The sequence below is a fragment of the Agrobacterium sp. NPDC089420 genome (genome assembly GCF_044900305.1).
Lineage (GTDB): Bacteria > Pseudomonadota > Alphaproteobacteria > Rhizobiales > Rhizobiaceae > Agrobacterium.
In genome coordinates, this window is record NZ_JBJDMY010000019.1 from 37455 (window position 1) to 54360 (window position 16906).

The 16906-nt window shown below is 58.1% G+C and carries 13 protein-coding genes; 10 read left to right on the forward strand and 3 right to left on the reverse strand.

From position 1 onward, the window contains the following. Positions 1 to 465 precede the first annotated feature (465 nt). From ACI2KA_RS23070 to ACI2KA_RS23090, 5 genes are all read left to right on the forward strand, one after another. Positions 466 to 1326 carry a hypothetical protein gene (locus ACI2KA_RS23070; RefSeq protein ID WP_404504792.1) on the forward strand — a complete coding sequence of 287 codons (861 nt, stop codon included), beginning with the start codon at positions 466 to 468 and terminating at the stop codon, positions 1324 to 1326. Between the two features lie 125 nt (positions 1327 to 1451). Then, complete coding sequence (locus ACI2KA_RS23075; RefSeq protein WP_404504793.1) at positions 1452 to 3710, forward strand: polysaccharide biosynthesis tyrosine autokinase; 2259 nt, start codon at positions 1452 to 1454, stop codon at positions 3708 to 3710. A 10-nt stretch (positions 3711 to 3720) separates the two neighbouring features. Then, on the forward strand, positions 3721 to 4380 hold the full coding sequence (locus ACI2KA_RS23080) for a hypothetical protein (RefSeq protein WP_404504794.1): 660 nt from the start codon (positions 3721 to 3723) through the stop codon (positions 4378 to 4380). 77 nt (positions 4381 to 4457) lie between these two features. After that, positions 4458 to 6026, forward strand: a complete 1569-nt coding sequence (locus ACI2KA_RS23085) for an O-antigen ligase family protein (RefSeq protein ID WP_404504795.1) — start codon at positions 4458 to 4460, stop codon at positions 6024 to 6026. A gap of 81 nt (positions 6027 to 6107) precedes the next feature. Beyond that, positions 6108 to 7319 (forward strand): glycosyltransferase family 4 protein, encoded by a 1212-nt coding sequence (locus ACI2KA_RS23090; RefSeq protein ID WP_404504796.1) that lies wholly within the window; start codon positions 6108 to 6110, stop codon positions 7317 to 7319. Between the two features lie 184 nt (positions 7320 to 7503). On the opposite strand, the gene ACI2KA_RS23095 is transcribed toward ACI2KA_RS23090, so the two are convergent. Together ACI2KA_RS23095 and ACI2KA_RS23100 are read right to left on the reverse strand one after the other, a co-directional pair. Then, positions 7504 to 8598 carry a glycosyltransferase family 4 protein gene (locus tag ACI2KA_RS23095; RefSeq protein WP_404504797.1) on the reverse strand — a complete coding sequence of 365 codons (1095 nt, stop codon included), beginning with the start codon at positions 8596 to 8598 and terminating at the stop codon, positions 7504 to 7506. Between the two features lie 54 nt (positions 8599 to 8652). Further along, positions 8653 to 9801 carry a glycosyltransferase family 4 protein gene (locus ACI2KA_RS23100; protein ID WP_404504798.1) on the reverse strand — a complete coding sequence of 383 codons (1149 nt, stop codon included), beginning with the start codon at positions 9799 to 9801 and terminating at the stop codon, positions 8653 to 8655. Here ACI2KA_RS23100 and ACI2KA_RS23105 point away from each other — a divergent pair. The 5 genes from ACI2KA_RS23105 (at position 9795) to ACI2KA_RS23125 (ending at position 15901) form a co-directional block, all read left to right on the forward strand. Next, entirely contained in the window at positions 9795 to 10142 is a 348-nt protein-coding gene (locus tag ACI2KA_RS23105; protein ID WP_404504799.1) for a hypothetical protein, read from the forward strand. The genes ACI2KA_RS23100 and ACI2KA_RS23105 overlap by 7 nt on opposite strands. 81 nt (positions 10143 to 10223) lie before the next feature. Further along, entirely contained in the window at positions 10224 to 11555 is a 1332-nt protein-coding gene (locus tag ACI2KA_RS23110; RefSeq protein WP_404504800.1) for an SGNH/GDSL hydrolase family protein, read from the forward strand. A 134-nt stretch (positions 11556 to 11689) separates the two neighbouring features. Beyond that, on the forward strand, positions 11690 to 13060 hold the full coding sequence (locus tag ACI2KA_RS23115; RefSeq protein WP_404504801.1) for an O-antigen ligase family protein: 1371 nt from the start codon (positions 11690 to 11692) through the stop codon (positions 13058 to 13060). Between the two features lie 118 nt (positions 13061 to 13178). Further along, positions 13179 to 14273, forward strand: a complete 1095-nt coding sequence (locus ACI2KA_RS23120; RefSeq protein ID WP_404504802.1) for an acyltransferase family protein — start codon at positions 13179 to 13181, stop codon at positions 14271 to 14273. Positions 14274 to 14503: 230 nt separating this feature from the next. After that, a complete protein-coding gene (locus ACI2KA_RS23125) occupies positions 14504 to 15901 on the forward strand; it encodes a family 16 glycosylhydrolase (protein ID WP_404504803.1) in 1398 nt (465 codons plus the stop codon). A gap of 77 nt (positions 15902 to 15978) precedes the next feature. Here ACI2KA_RS23125 and ACI2KA_RS23130 read toward each other — a convergent pair whose 3' ends face one another. Continuing rightward, positions 15979 to 16893 carry a TIM barrel protein gene (locus ACI2KA_RS23130; RefSeq protein WP_404504804.1) on the reverse strand — a complete coding sequence of 305 codons (915 nt, stop codon included), beginning with the start codon at positions 16891 to 16893 and terminating at the stop codon, positions 15979 to 15981. Positions 16894 to 16906: the final 13 nt, after the last annotated feature.

Here is a 16906-nt window from a genome sequence, read left to right on the forward strand (position 1 = left end):
CCAAAATAATTTTGAATAAATAAATTATATATTATCGATATCCGTCACCGCATAAAACCATAACAACGAGACAATACGGCTGATGGGTATTTTTGCGGGATCGCCCAAGGGACAAGATAGATACACATAAAAGAACAGAGAAGTGAAGCCCGCACCTTGCGCATGGCAAGAACACGGTCGGCTTTAACGGCGGCTGAACGGTGGTAGCTCGACGTTTCCTTCCTTCGACTTGAAAACGGAGCGAGGCAATCGCGCAGGAAGGGAGCGATGAAGAATCAATTTTCCGACAACCTGTTCAACGGACTGCCGGTTAAGGATAATGAAGAGTTCCAATCGACAAGTTATTTTAACACTTGATACTTGGCATGGGCTATGCGATTTAAAGGAAACATTTTACGTGCTGGCTAACCACGTTCGGCATTTTGCGTATTTAAATTCGTATTTTTATTAATTTGGAGATTTGTGATGTCTCGCCTTCGTAATGGCTCGGCGCTCACCGGTGCGATACTGATCGCCAGCATGGTTCTTTTTTCCGCAACAGCCAATGCCCAGAACGTGGATGCTGCACCTGTGGCTGCCCCGCAGCAGACGCCGCCTGTCGAAAGCGTTACGGCAGGCGCGCCGGTCAAGGCTGCGGATGAAACCGCGGCTGCCTTCCTCGCCCGCGTCAACAGCACCAGCCCGGATATGGTGACCCTTGCCGCTGCGGAGCTGTTCAAGCAGTCTCCGACGCAAGCAACGGTCAAAGACCTCATCGCCCTGGCTTCCGGCACCGATGCGGCGGGTGCCGATCTGACGGGGAAGGTGGCGAGCGGGTTTCCGATCATCGCCGTTTCGACCAGCGCGGCACAGCTTTCCGAACAGCTTTCCGCTCTGGTTCTGAGCGATTCGAGCCAGTTGCCCACCATCGTCGCATTGGCTCAGAAGGTCGCCAACAAGGACTTCTCCGAAGTTGTCGGCGAAGGATTGGCGCTCGCCTATTCCACGGCGATGCAGAACGGCAATACGATCCTTGCGGCCGCGATCCAGCTGCAGACGAAGGCGGCGGGCGTGCCCTCCGATCTCCTCATCGCCTTTAGCGAGAATATTGAAGGAACGGCTGCCGGCCCGGCGGCCGCAGCGCCTGCGGCGGCAGCGGCGGCCTCGCCGATCGGCGGCGCCGGTTCCTCGCCCGCCAGCGACAACAGCGTCGGCGGCTCGGCCACCACGGCCAGCCAGACCGGCAGCGGCTCTGCGCAATCCGGTGACGCCGGCGCACCGGCCGGCCGCGGCCGGTCACTCTCAACCGGCAGCACCAGCACACCGGTAAGCACAAGTCCCGTTTAAGCATGGCTTCGCCGTCATTTTGACGTGAATGACGGCCGCCTCTCCCATGATGGAGACGTGGCGGGCTCCGCACCCGGCCAAAAGAGCGAGGCTGACAATTGTTGCAAAGGCACGATCCCCTGACGATGGCCGAATACGACAAAAGCGCATTCACGGCCGATTTTATCGATATCGACGCCGCCCTGGCGACGATTCGCCGGCAATGGCGCGTCGTGCTTGCCGCCATTGCCGTGGCCGGGGCGATCGGCCTCGCCTTTGCGGCGACAGCCGTGCCGATCTATTCTGCCTCGGCTACCCTCCTGATCGATCGTAACAACAGCCAGGTCGTCGAGCAGCTTTCGACGATCGGCGGCGTCATCGAGGACGAAGCCTCGATCCTGAGTCAGGTCGAGGTCCTGCAATCGGAGACCATCGGGCTTGCCGTCGTCGACAGTCTCAACCTGACGGAAAATCAGGAGTTTAGGGCCACGCGCGCCTCCTTTCTGAGTTCGATACTCGGCACCGTCCGCTCGCTCCTCAATGTGTCGCAATGGTTCTCGCCGGCGGAAAAAGAGACCGTCATTGACGATGGCACCCTGAAGCGGGCGCTGTCCGACCGGCTGCTGCAGGGCCTCAGCGTCAAACGTATCGGCCGAACCTATGCGCTCGAACTGACCTACAATTCGACATCGCCGGTTCTTGCCGCCCAGATCGTCAATGCCGTGGCGTCTGCCTATCTGGTCGACAAGCTGAACTCCAAATACGAGGCGACAAAGAGGGCGAGCGACTGGTTATCCGAACGTATTGCCGAGTTGCGCCAGAGGGCGCTCGATACCGACCTCGCCGTGCAGAAGTTCCGTGCCGAACACAATCTGATCGAAACCGGCAATAATGGTCTGCTTTCCGATCAGCAACTGGCTGAATCCAACAGCGCGCTGATCCTGGCGCAGTCGGAGACGGCCAGGGCGCGGGCGCGGGTGCAGCGCATCGAACATATTCTGGCCACCGACGATGTCGATGCGGTCGTCACCGATATTCTCGAAAGCTCGGTCGCCAACGATCTGCGCAAGAAATATCTCGAATCGTCGAAGGTCGAAGCGGAAATCACGAGCCGGCTCGGCGCCAATCACGTGCAGGCGGTGCGCCTGCGCAATGAAATGCAGGAATATCGCCGGCTGATGTTTCAGGAAATCAGCCGCATAGCCCAAAGTTACAAAAGCGATCTGGAAGTCTCGGAAGCCAGAGAGAGGTCGCTTGCGGAAAGTGTCGCCAAGGCCACCAACGTCAGTAACTCGGCCAGCCAGACCCAGGTTCAGCTTCGCGAATTGCAGCGCGAGGCGGAAACCTACAAGAACATGTACCAGACCTTTCTGCAGCGTTATCAGGAAGCGATGCAGCAGCAATCCTTCCCGGTGACGGAAGCGCGGGTGATTTCCAAGGCGATGCCGCCGAAAATTCCGAGCAAGCCCAATAAACCGCTGGTTCTGGCGCTGTTCATGATCATGGGCGCTGCGGCTGGCGGCGGCATTGCCGCGTTCCGCGAATTTCGCGACCGTTTCTTCCGCACGGGAGAACAGGTTCGCGATGTCCTCGGTCTGGAATTCTTGGGCAACACGCCGCTCGTTGCGGACAAACCAACCCCAGACGATTTGGCGAAGGGGGCGGCAAGCTCCCCGAACACCACACGACCGTCCAGCGTCGCCCGTTATGCCGTCGACCACCCGCTATCATCCTTCGCCGAAACGCTGCGCAGCACGCGGCTCGCCATGGATCTCGGCATTCCCGCCAAAAGCGGGGCGCGGGTGGTGGGTGTCGTATCCTCCTTGCCGAGCGAGGGGAAATCGACGATCTCGATCAATCTGGCGCAGCTTCTGGCCGGCCAGGGTGCAAGGGTCCTGCTGCTGGATGCGGATATCCGCAATCCCGGCGCCACGCGCGCTTTGGCGCGTCACGCCGGCGAGGGCCTGCTGGAGGTTCTGCTCGAAGGCCGTGCAATGCGTGACGTGCTTCTGCATGACGAAAAAACACGGCTTGCCTTCCTGCCGACCGTCGTCAAGCAGCGTGTGCCACATTCCTCTGAACTGCTGACATCGGCGCAGATGCACAGATTGCTGGCCGAAGCGAGCAGCGCCTTCGATTACATCGTCGTCGATCTGCCGCCGCTTGGCCCCGTCGTCGATGCCCGCGCCATGGCCGGCCGGATCGATGGTTTCGTCTTCGTCACGGAATGGGGCAAGACCGCCCGCAGGGCGGTCCGCAACACCATCGAAAACGAAGTCCAGATCCGCAAGAAATGCCTCGGCGTCATCCTCAACAAGGTCGATACGGAAAAGCTGAAACTTTACCGGGCCTATGGTTCGAGCGAATATTACCATACGCGTTATACGCGCTATTATCATGACTAGGACAAACGGCGTGACCCGCCTGGGTCAGGTCTTTGCGGCCGCGCCGGCTCTCATCATCGCGGTCACCGTCTTGTCCTTTGCCGCACAGGCACTGTCCGAAACACGGCGTTTTTCCGACATCATCGCCCTGGCGAAAATCGCCGACGAGGCCAACGGCCTTGCTCCCGATCTCCTGGCAAAGACCGTCGAGGGCTTGCGCCCGGTCATGGCGGAAAAAATATGCCGCTCGGACATCATCAAGGCCGGGCTGCGGCTCGTCATGGCCGATCTTGATGCAAATGGCAGCGATGACACCTCCGAAGCCGGCACGGCGCGTCTTGGCCTTGCAGAAACCTATATTCGCCATGCGCTATCCTGTTTTCCCGCAAATGGCGATGTCTGGCTGCGCCTTGCAATGGTGCGCTCACTGCGCAACGCCGCCCCCATGGAGATTGCCGTCCTGATGAATTTTTCCCAGCTTTACGGGCCGGCGGATGCCAACCTGATAAGCGGGCGCTTCGTGATGTGGCAAGCTTTCCCGGAAGGAACGCTGCCCGAGGCCGAAGCGGCCCGCAAGGCGGATGTGGCGATCGTCTGCGGCAAGGAGGGGGAAATTCTACGCTGGACGCTGCGGCATATCTGCAAACCCGAACCACAGGGCGGCGGCAATCGCGCCATGCCGCGCCCGTAATGTCACAGGCGATACAACCCTGATGCATCATTGATCCGGACACCACCGCCAGAGCCATTCTTTCAAAGCCGAAACCCATGTCACAAAGCGAAGCCCGATCAGAACCATTGTCCTCCTCGCCGCTGCGACCGGCGGCATTTCAGGATCCTGTCCGGGCAACCGCTACGGCCGCTTTCTGGGCAATCTTCCTTCTGACGCTCCTTAATCGCGGCGCAACGGAAATCGAAAGCCGCATTGTCGTGACGATTGCAATTTATCTCGTGCTGGTCCCCAGCATCCTTCTGCTGGGTCCGCCCCGCGCCGGAGCCGGCAAGGTCCTGGTGGCGGCCTGCCTTCTGTTTGGCGCACTGATCGTCCAGGTCTTTCTGCAAACCATGTCCCTTGGCGGCGTCGCACCACCCAACCCGGCCTGGTCCGCAGCGGCCATGTTTACGCAGGTCGCGCCCACCGCCTCAATTTCGCTCACCCCGGCGGATGATCGCCTCGGTCTGCTCAGCGCCGCCCTGCCCTTCGGCGCCTTCATGACCGGGCTGGTGATCTTCAATACCGATGAGCGGGCGGCAAAAGCGTTGCGATGGTTTGCAATCGGCGGCGGCTGGCTCGCGCTGTTGTCCATCGTGCAGTTTCTGCTTTTTCCCGACATGCTCGGCTTTATTCAGAAACGTTTCTACCTCGGCAGCCTGACCGGCCTCTTCGTCAATCGCAATACCGCCGCGACGTTTTTCGGTCTCATCTTGCTCACCCTTGGCGCTCTGCTGCAAAAAAGACTGCAGGCACCTGACTGGGAAAGGATCAAGGCCCTCGTCGCAAACCGCCTGACAGTGCCCGGTGACCAGAAGCGCCTCATCCGCCAGGCCGTTTTCATCGGCGGGCTCGCCGCCTTGTGCTTTATCGCCCTGATGCTGACCGGATCGCGCGCCGGCATCGTATCGAGCTTCGTGGCCCTGATTTTCCTTATTCTTCTGGCTGTTTTTAATGCGCCGCCGAGAACGGGCCGCACCGCCGCCGCCTCAAGGCGTAAACGGCGCGGCTCCAAACGCCGGGCCGCCATCATGCTGGCCATCGCTGTCGGCCTCTTCGCACTCTTCGCCAATCGGGTGGCCCTGCGCATGGAAACCCGGCTGGAAGACGATATGCGCTTCTGTTACATGCCCGGCATCGGGCGCGCCATTGCCGACAACTGGCCATGGGGATCAGGCCTCGCAAGCTTTACGGAAACCTACGCCCCCTATCATGCGGCACAATGCGGCGTGAACGCCGTCGTCACCCACGCGCATAATGTCTATGCCGAGGGCTTGTTGACCCTCGGCATGGCTTTCCCGTTTTATGCCGTATTTTTTGTGCTTGGCCAATTGGTCATCCTTATTCATGGGGCGCGCAAACGAAAGAGCTATCGTTACGCTTCGCATCTCGGCCTTGCGGGGCTGTTGCTTGTCGTCCTGCATTCGACGCTCGATTTTTCGCTGCAGATACCCGGTTTCGCCATGGCCTATGCCGTCTTCCTCGCTCCCATCATTGCCCTGTGCCTGCACACGCCGGGAGGCGAGCGCGATGGGGGACAACGCAGACAATCTTTAACCGCAGCCGCGATATCGGTTTCACCGGCTGCAGATGACACGGCCAGAACCGTATTCTGGCGTGATTGATGCCGGAACACGGCACAGGTTTCACCGCAGGTGAAGCACGGCAATGACTGTAAGAACAAATATTGGCGCGGGAACTTCAGCATGCGGATATTGCAGATAACGTCGCTATTTTCGCCGGACCGGGTGGGAGGCGCGGAAATCTTCGTGGAAGATCTTGCGCGCGGGCTGGCGCAGAGGGGACACACGGTTGCAGTGGCCGCGATTTCCCGGAAACAGCTGCCTGTGGAGTTGCGCAACGGTTTTTCCATTCATCGCCTCGGACATACCACGCCGTTTTTTATCGGTGACTGGGAGCGGCAACCGGTATGGAAACAGAAATATTATAAGATCGCGGTGCAGCTGGATCCGCGCCTCGTGCGCCGGCTGGCGCGCGTTATCGATGATTTCCGTCCGGATGTGGTCAATACCCATTCATTGTCCGAGTTGACGCCGCTGATCTGGCCGATGATCCGCAGACGCGGTCTTCCGCTGGTCCATTCCCTGCATGATTTCACCAGCATGTGCACCAATGGCTCGCTGTTCCATGACGGGCACATTTGTGATGGCAGCAGCAAGAAATGCCGCATCTTTTCATCGCTGCACCGGCGCTGCCAATGCGCGGTCGACGCCGTCGCCGGCGTTGGCCAAGACATTGTCGAACGCCATGTGCAGGCAGGATTTTTCAGCCATGTGCCTGCAAAACGCCGCGCCGTGATCTGGAATGCCATCGCAACGCCGGCATCGCCGGCACCACGTCTCCCACGCGCGCCGGCAGAGCAGCTTGTTTTCGGCTATCTCGGGCGCATCGAGACGCCAAAAGGGGCGGATCTCCTGATCGAGGCCTTGCGCTTTCTGCCACCCCAGGGCTGGCGGCTCGTGATGGCCGGGCGCGCGCCCGGCGGCGTCGAAACCTATCGGCAACAGGCTGACGGCCTTCCTGTCGAATTTCCCGGTTATGTGGAAGCCGACCGGTTTTTCGCCGATATCGATTGCCTTATCGTCCCGCCATTGTGGCCCGAGGCCTTCGGTCGCACCGTGGCAGAAGCCATTCTGCGCGGCATACCCGTCATCGGCGCCAATATCGCCGGGGTTGCGGAACAGATCGGCCATGACAGGCCGGAGCGCCTGTTCACACCCGGCAACCCCGCGGAACTTGCCGCGCGCATGCTCGAAGCCATGCGAAATCCCGCCATTCTTGAGGAACCGCCTCAAACGCGGGAGCGAATTTTAAAGGGCGTCGCTCCCGAACGGGTGATCTCGGCTTATGAAACCCTTTATGCCGATCTGGGTCATGAGAGCGTGGCAAAATCTTGAAAGCGCCCAATGCATCCCCGCTCTCGCCACGGCGTCGCGTGAACATGGCGTTTGGCAATCTAAAAATCGAACTGTTCCGATGACGGGCAAAGCCATCCATTGCCGGTTCACGTCAAGCGCCGGGATTTTGTCAGAAAGATAAAGCGGCTGGTCGTTCCGCCACCGGCAAACGCACCTGCTCGCGCTAGGTCCGCTCGGCAAAAAGCTGCGCATAACTTTCTGCCGCCCTGTGCCAGGAATAGAGCTTGCGGTTTTCGTACCCCGCCTTGCGAAGTGTATCCGCAAGCCCCGGCTCCTGGAAAAGCCGCTCGAGCGCAGAGACGAGGCTGTCCGGATCAGCGGGATCGAAGGTGAGCGCCCCGTTGCCGGCAATCTCAGGGGTCGCCGAGCGGTCGGAGCAAATAACGGGGCACCCCAGTTGTTGTGCCTCGAGCACCGGCAGGCAAAAGCCTTCATAGGTCGAAGGCACGCAGAGACACGCGGCATGACGGTAAAGCGTGGCCAATTGCCGGTCGTTTATGCCGGAAAGCCGCACCAGACGGGCCTTCAGTTCCGGATCATCCAGCATGCCGGCAATTTCTTCCGCGTCGTCGCGGCCCACATGGACGACATGTAGGTCCGGCATCGCCCTGCCAAGCCGTGCGAAGGCCTTGCCCAGAAGGGAGAAATTCTTGTTGGACGTCGCATTGCCGACCGCCAATATATAGGGGCCTGCGACCGGCCGCACCTCATTCAAGGCCCCGACGTCCATCGTCAACGTGCTGTCGGAATGAATGGTGACACTTTTGCCGGCGGCGGCGGGATAAAAACATGACAGATCATGGCGCGTCGCATCGGACACGCAGCTGATCCGGTCCGAGCCGGCCATCATCAGGCGGAAGATGATGTCGGTCGTCAAGGCCGCGCGCCAGCCGATCTGCTTCGGAATGGTCTTGAAATAAAGGTCGTGAACGAGGGTAATGCGCCGTCTGCCGCCGAGCGGACTGCCGAAAGGATCGGCATTAAACACCACGTCGATGCCCTGGAGGCGGCAAAGGACCGGCAGCATTGCGGCCTGCCGCACCACATCAAAAACCATGATCCGCGGCCGCGGTGTCTCCATCAGCTGAAGACGACTGTCGCGCAGACTTTCAGGCAATTGCGCCCGCGTCCAGGGCGAGCGCAGAATATAATGATGATCGGTCTGATGCAGCAACCGCTCCAGCAGGCTGAAGATCACACGGGCGACACCCGAGGCCTTGCCGCCATATTGACTCGGCATGTTTACGAGAATGCGCATTCCGCCCCTTCCGCCTGCCTTTGTTTTCCGCCCCGATCGAACATCAAGCCAACCTCATGCTGCTTCCGACAGCAGTACGGAAACCGCCCGGCAGGTCTCCTCGAGCGAGAAACGCCGGCTCACATCCTCCCGCCCCGCCTGCGCCAGCCTTTGCGCAAGGGCCGGATGCGAAAGGATGCAGCCGAGCGCCGCAGCCAGCGCGGCTGCATTGCCCGGCGGCACCAGAAGGCCCGTCTCGCCGTCGCGAATGATCTCGGTCACGCCGCCGCCGCTTGTCGCAACGACCGGCCGTCCGCACATCATCGCCTCCACCACCACCCGGCCGAAGGGTTCGGCGACGATCGACGTGTGGGCAACCACATCCGTCGCCGCCATCAGTTCCGGCACGTCGGAGCGGAAACCGAGGAAACGGACGCGATCATCGAGACCGAGACGGGATGCCTGCCGGCGGATACTTGCCTCATACTCTTCCTGCCCGAAAAGCGCGCCGCCAACGATGATGGCCTGAACACCCTCCATTGCCGCAACGGCTTCCAGAAAAACATGCTGCCCTTTCCATTCGCTCAACCGGCCAAACAGGCCGATGAGCGGGGCCGGGCCAAGGCCGAGCTCTGCGCGCAACCGCGCCGCCTTGCCGGGATCATGGAGCTCCCCCCTGGCGGGATCGAAACCGTTATAGACGATACGGACCTTTTCAGCCTCGCCGCCAGCCTCGATGAAGGCCCGGCCGGTCTCTCCGGAATTGACGGCGACCAGCTTGGCGAAAAGGCGCGCAAATGCCAGAGAAGCACGGCGATTGACGGCACTGAAGGCCGGATCCGTGACGATATCGTGCAAAATCCAGACGAGCGGGCGGCCGCTGAGCTTTGCCGCCAGCGCACAGACGAAAAGCGCCTTTTGCGAATTGGCGCAGATCACGTCATAGTCTTTTGCCCGGCGGCTCAATTGCCAGGCGACAGCCATCACATCGGCCGCGCCGCGCAGCAGCACGCCGACGGAGGAATCGCGGCGGATCGACAGCATCTTTTCACCGGCGGACAACATGACCGGCGGCCGCCCGGAAGCCGCCAGATCCTGCACCGCCGCACCGCCGCTCAGAAAACAGGCCCGCCAGGACTGCGGCCCGGCCTTGACGATATCCGTCAGGAAAAGTTCAGCGCCACCCTTCTCCCCGGTATGGCTGACGAAAAGAGCGGATGTCATGGCATCACCGGCGGCGCAAGGAAGCGCAGGCGGCGCTATTGCCCGCCGCTGCGGGCATGAAGAAAGCGCCCGTCACAAAAAACAAAATGGCTGTCTGCAGAAGGAATGTCTTCACCGGAAACTTCGTTGCGGAAAAGAAATCCTTGCTCGTAATGAAAAAACCTGACATTGAACCCTTTGTGCGGAAGACAATATTCAATCCGCGCCCAATAAAAGAAAAAATATTCTATTTTTATATTTTAACGACAATTGAAGAAAAAATCGTGACACTCAATTCATATGCCGACCGTCGTCGCGATCCCTGCGGCTTTTCCCCCTGTTTTCCAGCGGGGTTATCCTGAGGCCTGACCAGGAGAACGAACGATGACATGGCGTAAACACAACTTATGCATATATGTGAGCGGAACGGAAGAGGTGCCGGCATGATCGGTGTTTCCCTCGGCCTCGTTCCCCCCAGCCGCACGGTTCCGTCGCTGAACGCGTTTTCACCGTTACGCGCGCGCCTGATCGCGGGTCAGAACACAACCATCTTCATAAATGCCGACAGTACCGCCTATGCCGATTCGGGACCGTTTCATCAATTCGCAATGATGCTTGGCGATCTGCACAACGCAAATGTCGTCCTTTATCGTTGGGCTGAATGGCAGACAAGCGCGCCCACCGGGCCGAAAGCTTATGCCGATCCGGTCCGGTTGCGCACCGGCGCCGGCCCGACGATCACGGTCTATCTCGCCGCCCTGCCAGGCGGCATGGCCGGCTTTATGCTGGCGGATCACAGAGCAAATGCATTGAAAATTCCGCGCCCGGATCTGTGCATCATGCATCAAGGCCACAATATGCAAAGTTTCGAGGCGCCGGGCGGCATTCTGAGCTCCGGACGCGCCACCCTGCTCGGGCCGTTGGGCATGACGGCGTGGCGATGGCCTGGCGTAGCCCAGCTTATCACCACCCAAAACCCTTGGCGGCACGACAATGGTTACGACAAGGTCTACCAGGCGATACTCGATGTCGCCCGGGCACATCCCGGTCTCACCCTGGTGGATACCCATGCGGCCTTCATGGCCAGGAACAAGGACGTGGCGCTTTACCGCGACAATATCCATCCGAACGATGCCGGCGCCGGGCTCGTCGCCCAGAGCCTGTTCAGCGCCTTTCTGGCGGCAGCACCCGGCACCAGCTTCGAGACCCCCTGCTGGCCGAAACTTCCCACGACCAATCTCATTGCCAATGGCGATTTCACCGACTGGTCAGGCCTTTTGCCCGCAGGCTGGGGTTTGAGTGCGTCCGGCTCCGCTGTCAAAGCCACCGACGTGACCTTTTCCCCCGCCTTCGCGTACAGCCTCGCCCTGCGCGCCAATGGCAACCAAGCAGTCGGATTGCTTCACTACTTCCGCGGCCCGGAGGCGGCCGCCATGATCGGCAAGACGATTTCTTTTGCGATACTTTATAGACATTCCGAGGGCCAGCGCCTGCCCTTTATCATGCTGATCGTAAAAAGCGGCGGCATTTCTCACACCATCAATATGTCCGCCCTGCAATTCGGCGGGGCGGAAGCCGCCGGCAGCAGTGGCTGGATGTGGGCTACCGCCAATGAGATCAAAATCGATCCCGATCTCAACCCCGACGGCTTCGATTTGTATCTGCATATCTATCCGGCCTTTGGCATCAGCCCGCCGAGTTCCGATGAGCCGCTTTATATCCAGCGGATCATCGCCACCGAGGGTCCCTTGCCGAAAGGCAATCTGAGCGACTGACCAGGACATAAAATCCCTTGCGCGGCAAGGTTATCAGAACCACTATCCATCGCCGTCATCCCTTTGCCTCATGGTGATGACACCCTTCCAACAGGGCCGATCAAAGGTCCGGCAGTGAAAGACACAGGCCGCGAATGACCAGAAGCGCAAACATGGCGGCATCGCACCAGTTTCAATTGCCGGGTTTCGTCATGGCGATGCCCTTTTACCCATCAAAGACGGTCAATCTTCCCGGCATCGTTCTCGCCCTCTTCGTTTTTTTTATGGGCTTCTTCATCCAGTGTAATATCGTAACCAGCAATATAGGGCTGCGCTTTCTCAACATTACCGACATGCTGGTATTGACGACGCTGCCCGCCGTCGCCCTTCTCTACATCCGCTGTCTCACACCGTCGATCATTCTACTTTATCTGCTCCCACTCACGGTCTTGTTTGTCCTCACCGCTCTTTTTGCGGATGCCCGCGGTGATGGCGAATTTTATCCCACGGCACTAACCTATTTCTACGCAGTCTATTTTCTGTTCTTCACCTACATGCTGTTCAAGGAGAAGCTTCTGGACGTTTTCTGCTGGGGAATATCCGCGGGCTTCCTTGTGGTAATTATCCTTCTTTTTCTGGACAGTGTTATTCATGACCGGCTCGCCTCGCTCGGGCTTTCCTTCCAGTTCGACGAAGCCGCAGTTCTGGAGGCCGCAGCAAAAGGTGAAATGAGCGCCATGTTTTTGCGCATCGAAAAGGCCGGGGGGATCTGGTCTGCAGGCAACATGGCGGGACCGGCCTTCGCTCTGGCCGGTGCCGCGGCTGCCTATCTTGCCGAGCGCTACCGGCGTCCAGCATTCTTCGCCGTGTTCTTGCTTATCTATTTGGCCAGCTTCACATTGACTCTCAACAGGTCAGGTGTATTCGCCGTTTTCGCGATCGGGCTTTATTTTTACCTCAGAAATTTTTCCATCCGCATGCTGTTCAGCACCTATTTCGGCTTTGCATTGTCGGCGCTTATCATTGCCGCCGTTTTACCTTTCGGGGCGCTCGATTTTGCGGAGCAAGCCTTTTCCAAACGCTTTCTCGAGGACAACCGCAGCACTGACAATGCACAGGAACGATGGACGACGATTACCGGGGGCTTCGAGGTGATGATCAATCACCCGCTAGGAATTGGGTTCAGCGCTCGAGACCAGGAGTTGTCGGGAATATCGGGCATAGGCACGCCTCATAACGGCTTTCTCGCCACCGCCTATACATCAGGCATAGGGTTTTGCCTGCTAAGCGCTTTTGCACTTGTCTATACCGTCTTCAGGAAACGAAAAGTCGGCTTTTTCCTCTACTCGGCGATTGGAGTGATTATTGGCTATCAATTCGAGGAACTGAATTCAAACCCCGTCTTTATGGCGCATATCGGACTTGCGCTTGGATATGCGTTTATCGATCTCGACTTCAGGCTTTTTCTGAAAAACGCGCTCACCCGGCTATCGGGATTATCCGGCATTCCCGCTCGCGGTGCTTAAAAAACTAAGCGCCAGGAGGAAACAAAGCCAGATTGCGGTGATCGGTAAACTGAGTTAATTTTAAATAATACGCATAAATTGTTTTTTTACGAAATTTTATTCACATATAGAGATTGAAATGATTGAGAAAACGCGCCTCACAAGCATTGACCAATTACGTGGCATTGCAGCACTATCCGTCATTTTTTACCATCTGTCGGCCCATTCACTCATCAATCGGAGCGACATAGTTCAAAATTCTTGGGTAGATATTACTTTCAAGAATGTCATAGCCGGAGACTATCTCAATTTTGGCCGTTTTGGCGTGATTCTTTTCTTCATAATCAGCGGTTACGTCGTCCCTTTCAGCTTTCCAAAGCAAAATCCGATTGCGGGTTTCGTCATAAGCCGCGTTTTCAGGCTTTACCCGTTATTCTGGGCATCTCTTACGGCCGCGCTGTTCCTTCGTTTTTATGCGGGAAACCCACTATCAATATATGATGTGCTCGCAAACATGACGATGATTCCTGATTTTCTGGCATCCCATCGGGTCCTCGATATCTACTGGACCTTGGCTTATGAAGTCCTGTTCTACGTGACTGTCGTCATCATATATGTGTGCGCAGGGCCGCTGAACTTGACGATCACCCGACAGGCCGCAATTTTATGCGCTTGTTTATCCATCATAATTTCAATTTTCCAGATAATGGGCCAGCCGGTCGCCGCAGGCGATAAAATCATTCTTATAGGATTTATGTTCCTGGGTTCGACGATCCGGAAAACACAGATCGATCAGGGGCGCCTTGTCGACGGCTGGCTTAAACTGATCATCGTCCTGCTGATGGGCGGAATTATACTTCGGGGATATATTCATTATGTATTGTTCTTATACGGAACAGATACAAAATTTGAGAATTTCAACTCGATCATCATCACTCATGCGGCAGCGATCATTCTCTTTCTGAGTACGCTGGCGTGGTTCGACAAACTGGAGTTTCCTTCCCTCACCTACATGGGTGTCATCAGCTATTCTCTCTATATAACGCACCCAATATTGATGGAGATGATCACGGTTTTTGGGCTGGAGGACGCTCTAATCCGGTCTGGCGCGTATATTGTCAGCTTGTTTGTCGCCACCATCATACTAAGCATTCTCACCTATCACTTTATCGAACAGCCATTCATTCGCCTAGGAAAGAGTGTGCGGCAGACTATGTTGAATACACGAACCTAAAACGGCAAAGGCTGATCGTTCGTGATGATGAAGAACAAGACGACCTCAAGAACCAGCGGTAACCACCACATGTGACAACCGCGCTCTGTTTCATTACATAGGAACAGTCTTCACCTGCCCTTCCGGAATGGAACGTACCCCTCATTTCTGGCCCTAACAGGAGGCTTTTTGCCCTGTTAGGCTGTCTTGCAGGAGGAGCGAAACCCAACGCTAACGGACAGGAGACGGCCATGGCCCGGACAGTGGTGAATGCGCTTGGAGACACGCTTTATTACAGCGGCAGTTCCACAGGATTTTTCTCCGCCACGGGCTCCGGCCCGTTGCTTACCGGCACGGCCGGCAATGATTCCATGTGGGGTGACAGTGCCGTCAATGTAACGATGGCGGGCGGCACGGGCGACGATATTTATTATCTTTATTCCAGCATCAACCGCGCCGTCGAAAATGCCGGTGAAGGCATCGATACCATCGACACATGGATGAGCTATACCCTGCCGGACAATTTCGAAAATCTCAGGGTGACGGGCGATGGCCGTTATGCTTTCGGGAATTCGCTCGACAATATCATCACCGGCGGGTCGGGCAGCCAGACTATCGATGGCGGCGCCGGCAATGATGTGCTGATCGGCGGCGGCGGTGCGGATACCTTTGTTTTCACCAAAGGCAACGGCACCGACCTCATCATGGATTTCGGCGCCGACGACACGATCCGGCTCAACGGTTATGACATCACATCCTTCGACCAGCTCGTGAGCAGCGCCACGCAGCAGGGCGATGATCTGTGGCTGAATTTTTCGAATGGCGAGGCCGTCGTTCTGGCCGGAACGACCATAGACGATCTTCAGGCCAGCCAGTTCGAACTCAGCCTCGACCGGTCAACCCTGACCCAGACCTTCGCGGACGAATTTGACGCGCTGTCGCTGCGTAATGGCGATCAGGGAACCTGGGACGCCAAATATTGGTGGGCGCCGGAAAAAGGCAGCTCGCTGACGACGAATGGCGAGGCGCAATGGTACATAAACCCCTCTTATGCCGGCACGTCCGAGGTCAATCCCTTCAGCGTGGAAAACGGCGTCCTGACCATCACCGCTGCCGAAACCCCGCAATCGATCGCCGATGAGGTCGAGGGGTACGACTATACGTCGGGCATGCTAAACACCTATTCCTCCTTCAGCCAGACCTATGGCTATTTCGAAATCCGCGCCGATATGCCGACCGATCAGGGGGCCTGGCCGGCCTTCTGGCTTCTGCCGGAAGACGGATCCTGGCCGCCGGAACTCGATGTCATCGAAATGCGCGGCCAGAACCCGAACACGCTCATCATGTCCACCCATTCCAACGCCACCGGCGAGCAGACGTCGGTCATCAACAATGTCAGCGTACCGAGCACGGACGGGTTTCACACCTACGGCGTGTTGTGGGACGCCGAACACATCACCTGGTATTTCGACGATGTCGCCGTCGCCCAGACGGATACGCCGGACGATATGCACAACCCCATGTATATGGTGGTCAACCTCGCCGTCGGCGGCATGGCGGGAACACCTTCCGCCGATGATTTCAGCGACGGTTCGCAGATGATGATCGACTATATCAGGGCCTATTCGCTGTCGGACTGGGCCGCCTGATAAAAACGCCGGCAGTCGCGTCCAGAACTGCCGGCGTTTCAGGCGTCAGCCCTTGGGGCTGCCGCTGTTTAGCCGCCTCACTCGGCCGCAAGCTGCGTCCGTGCGGCATAAAGCGACATGAGGTGCCGCGCCGTTTCCAGGCTTGCCGGCTGTTCGGCGCGGTAACGACGGCCGATTTCCATCATCAGCACGGTGTCCGGCAGGAAGGTCAGTTCAGAGAAGATGCTTTCCCATTCGATATCACCCCAGCCGAGCGGCATGTGCAGGTCGCCAATGCCGAGCGCGGTATTTTCCTGCGTGAAATAGGGCTCGTAAAATCCCTGCGGCCGGCCAAAGGAATCGTGCACATGCAGATGGCCGGCAACGGGCGCCATCGCGCGCAGCTGTTGGCGAAAATCGAGGCCACGATAGGTGGATTCCAGATAGGCATGGCTGAAATCGATCAACGCCACGACATTGTCGTGACCGACGGCCTTCACCGTCGCTGCCACCTCGGCCGGGGTCTGGCGATACTGGCCAGGCTCGGTGGTGAAGATATTCTCAAGCGCGATACGCACGCCATAGGGCTTGCAGAATTCGCCAAGTTCGAACAGCGCTTCCCGCTCGCGGGCATCGGCATCGGCGCGTTCGGCAATCTGGTCGGCACGCAAGGCGCCGCCATGCTGGACGAGAATGCCGGCGCCGATGCGGTCGCAGAGAACAGCGAGCGCCTTGGCGGCATCGATCTGGTAACGGCAGGTCACGGGATCCATGAAATTCGACGAAACCAGGCCATGCACGGTGTAGCGGAAATCGAACGCCTTCACGAGCGCCACGAAACGGTCGGCGCGCTCCTCGATGATACGGCCGCCGGCGATCATGTCGAGGCTGGTCGCAGCGATTTCGACGGTATCGCAGCCGATCTCGGCCAATGCGCGCAGATCGTTTTCAAGCGTGGCCAGTTCGCCGTCGTCCGAACCGGCGTTGAAACCCGTACCAATAAGATTGCTCATGTCATCATCTCCA

Excerpts from the sequence above, each read along its gene's own strand:
- ACI2KA_RS23090 (WP_404504796.1), top strand. The coding sequence starts at position 6,108 with ATGCGGATATTGCAGATAACGTCGCTATTTTCGCCGGACCGGGTGGGA.
- ACI2KA_RS23125 (WP_404504803.1), top strand. The coding sequence starts at position 14,504 with ATGGCCCGGACAGTGGTGAATGCGCTTGGAGACACGCTTTATTACAGC.
- ACI2KA_RS23085 (WP_404504795.1), top strand. The coding sequence starts at position 4,458 with ATGTCACAAAGCGAAGCCCGATCAGAACCATTGTCCTCCTCGCCGCTG.
- ACI2KA_RS23095 (WP_404504797.1), bottom strand. The coding sequence starts at position 8,598 with ATGCGCATTCTCGTAAACATGCCGAGTCAATATGGCGGCAAGGCCTCG.
- ACI2KA_RS23115 (WP_404504801.1), top strand. The coding sequence starts at position 11,690 with ATGACCAGAAGCGCAAACATGGCGGCATCGCACCAGTTTCAATTGCCG.
- ACI2KA_RS23070 (WP_404504792.1), top strand. The coding sequence starts at position 466 with ATGTCTCGCCTTCGTAATGGCTCGGCGCTCACCGGTGCGATACTGATC.
- ACI2KA_RS23110 (WP_404504800.1), top strand. The coding sequence starts at position 10,224 with ATGATCGGTGTTTCCCTCGGCCTCGTTCCCCCCAGCCGCACGGTTCCG.
- ACI2KA_RS23120 (WP_404504802.1), top strand. The coding sequence starts at position 13,179 with ATGATTGAGAAAACGCGCCTCACAAGCATTGACCAATTACGTGGCATT.
- ACI2KA_RS23130 (WP_404504804.1), bottom strand. The coding sequence starts at position 16,893 with ATGAGCAATCTTATTGGTACGGGTTTCAACGCCGGTTCGGACGACGGC.
- ACI2KA_RS23075 (WP_404504793.1), top strand. The coding sequence starts at position 1,452 with ATGGCCGAATACGACAAAAGCGCATTCACGGCCGATTTTATCGATATC.
- ACI2KA_RS23105 (WP_404504799.1), top strand. The coding sequence starts at position 9,795 with ATGTCATGGCATCACCGGCGGCGCAAGGAAGCGCAGGCGGCGCTATTG.
- ACI2KA_RS23100 (WP_404504798.1), bottom strand. The coding sequence starts at position 9,801 with ATGACATCCGCTCTTTTCGTCAGCCATACCGGGGAGAAGGGTGGCGCT.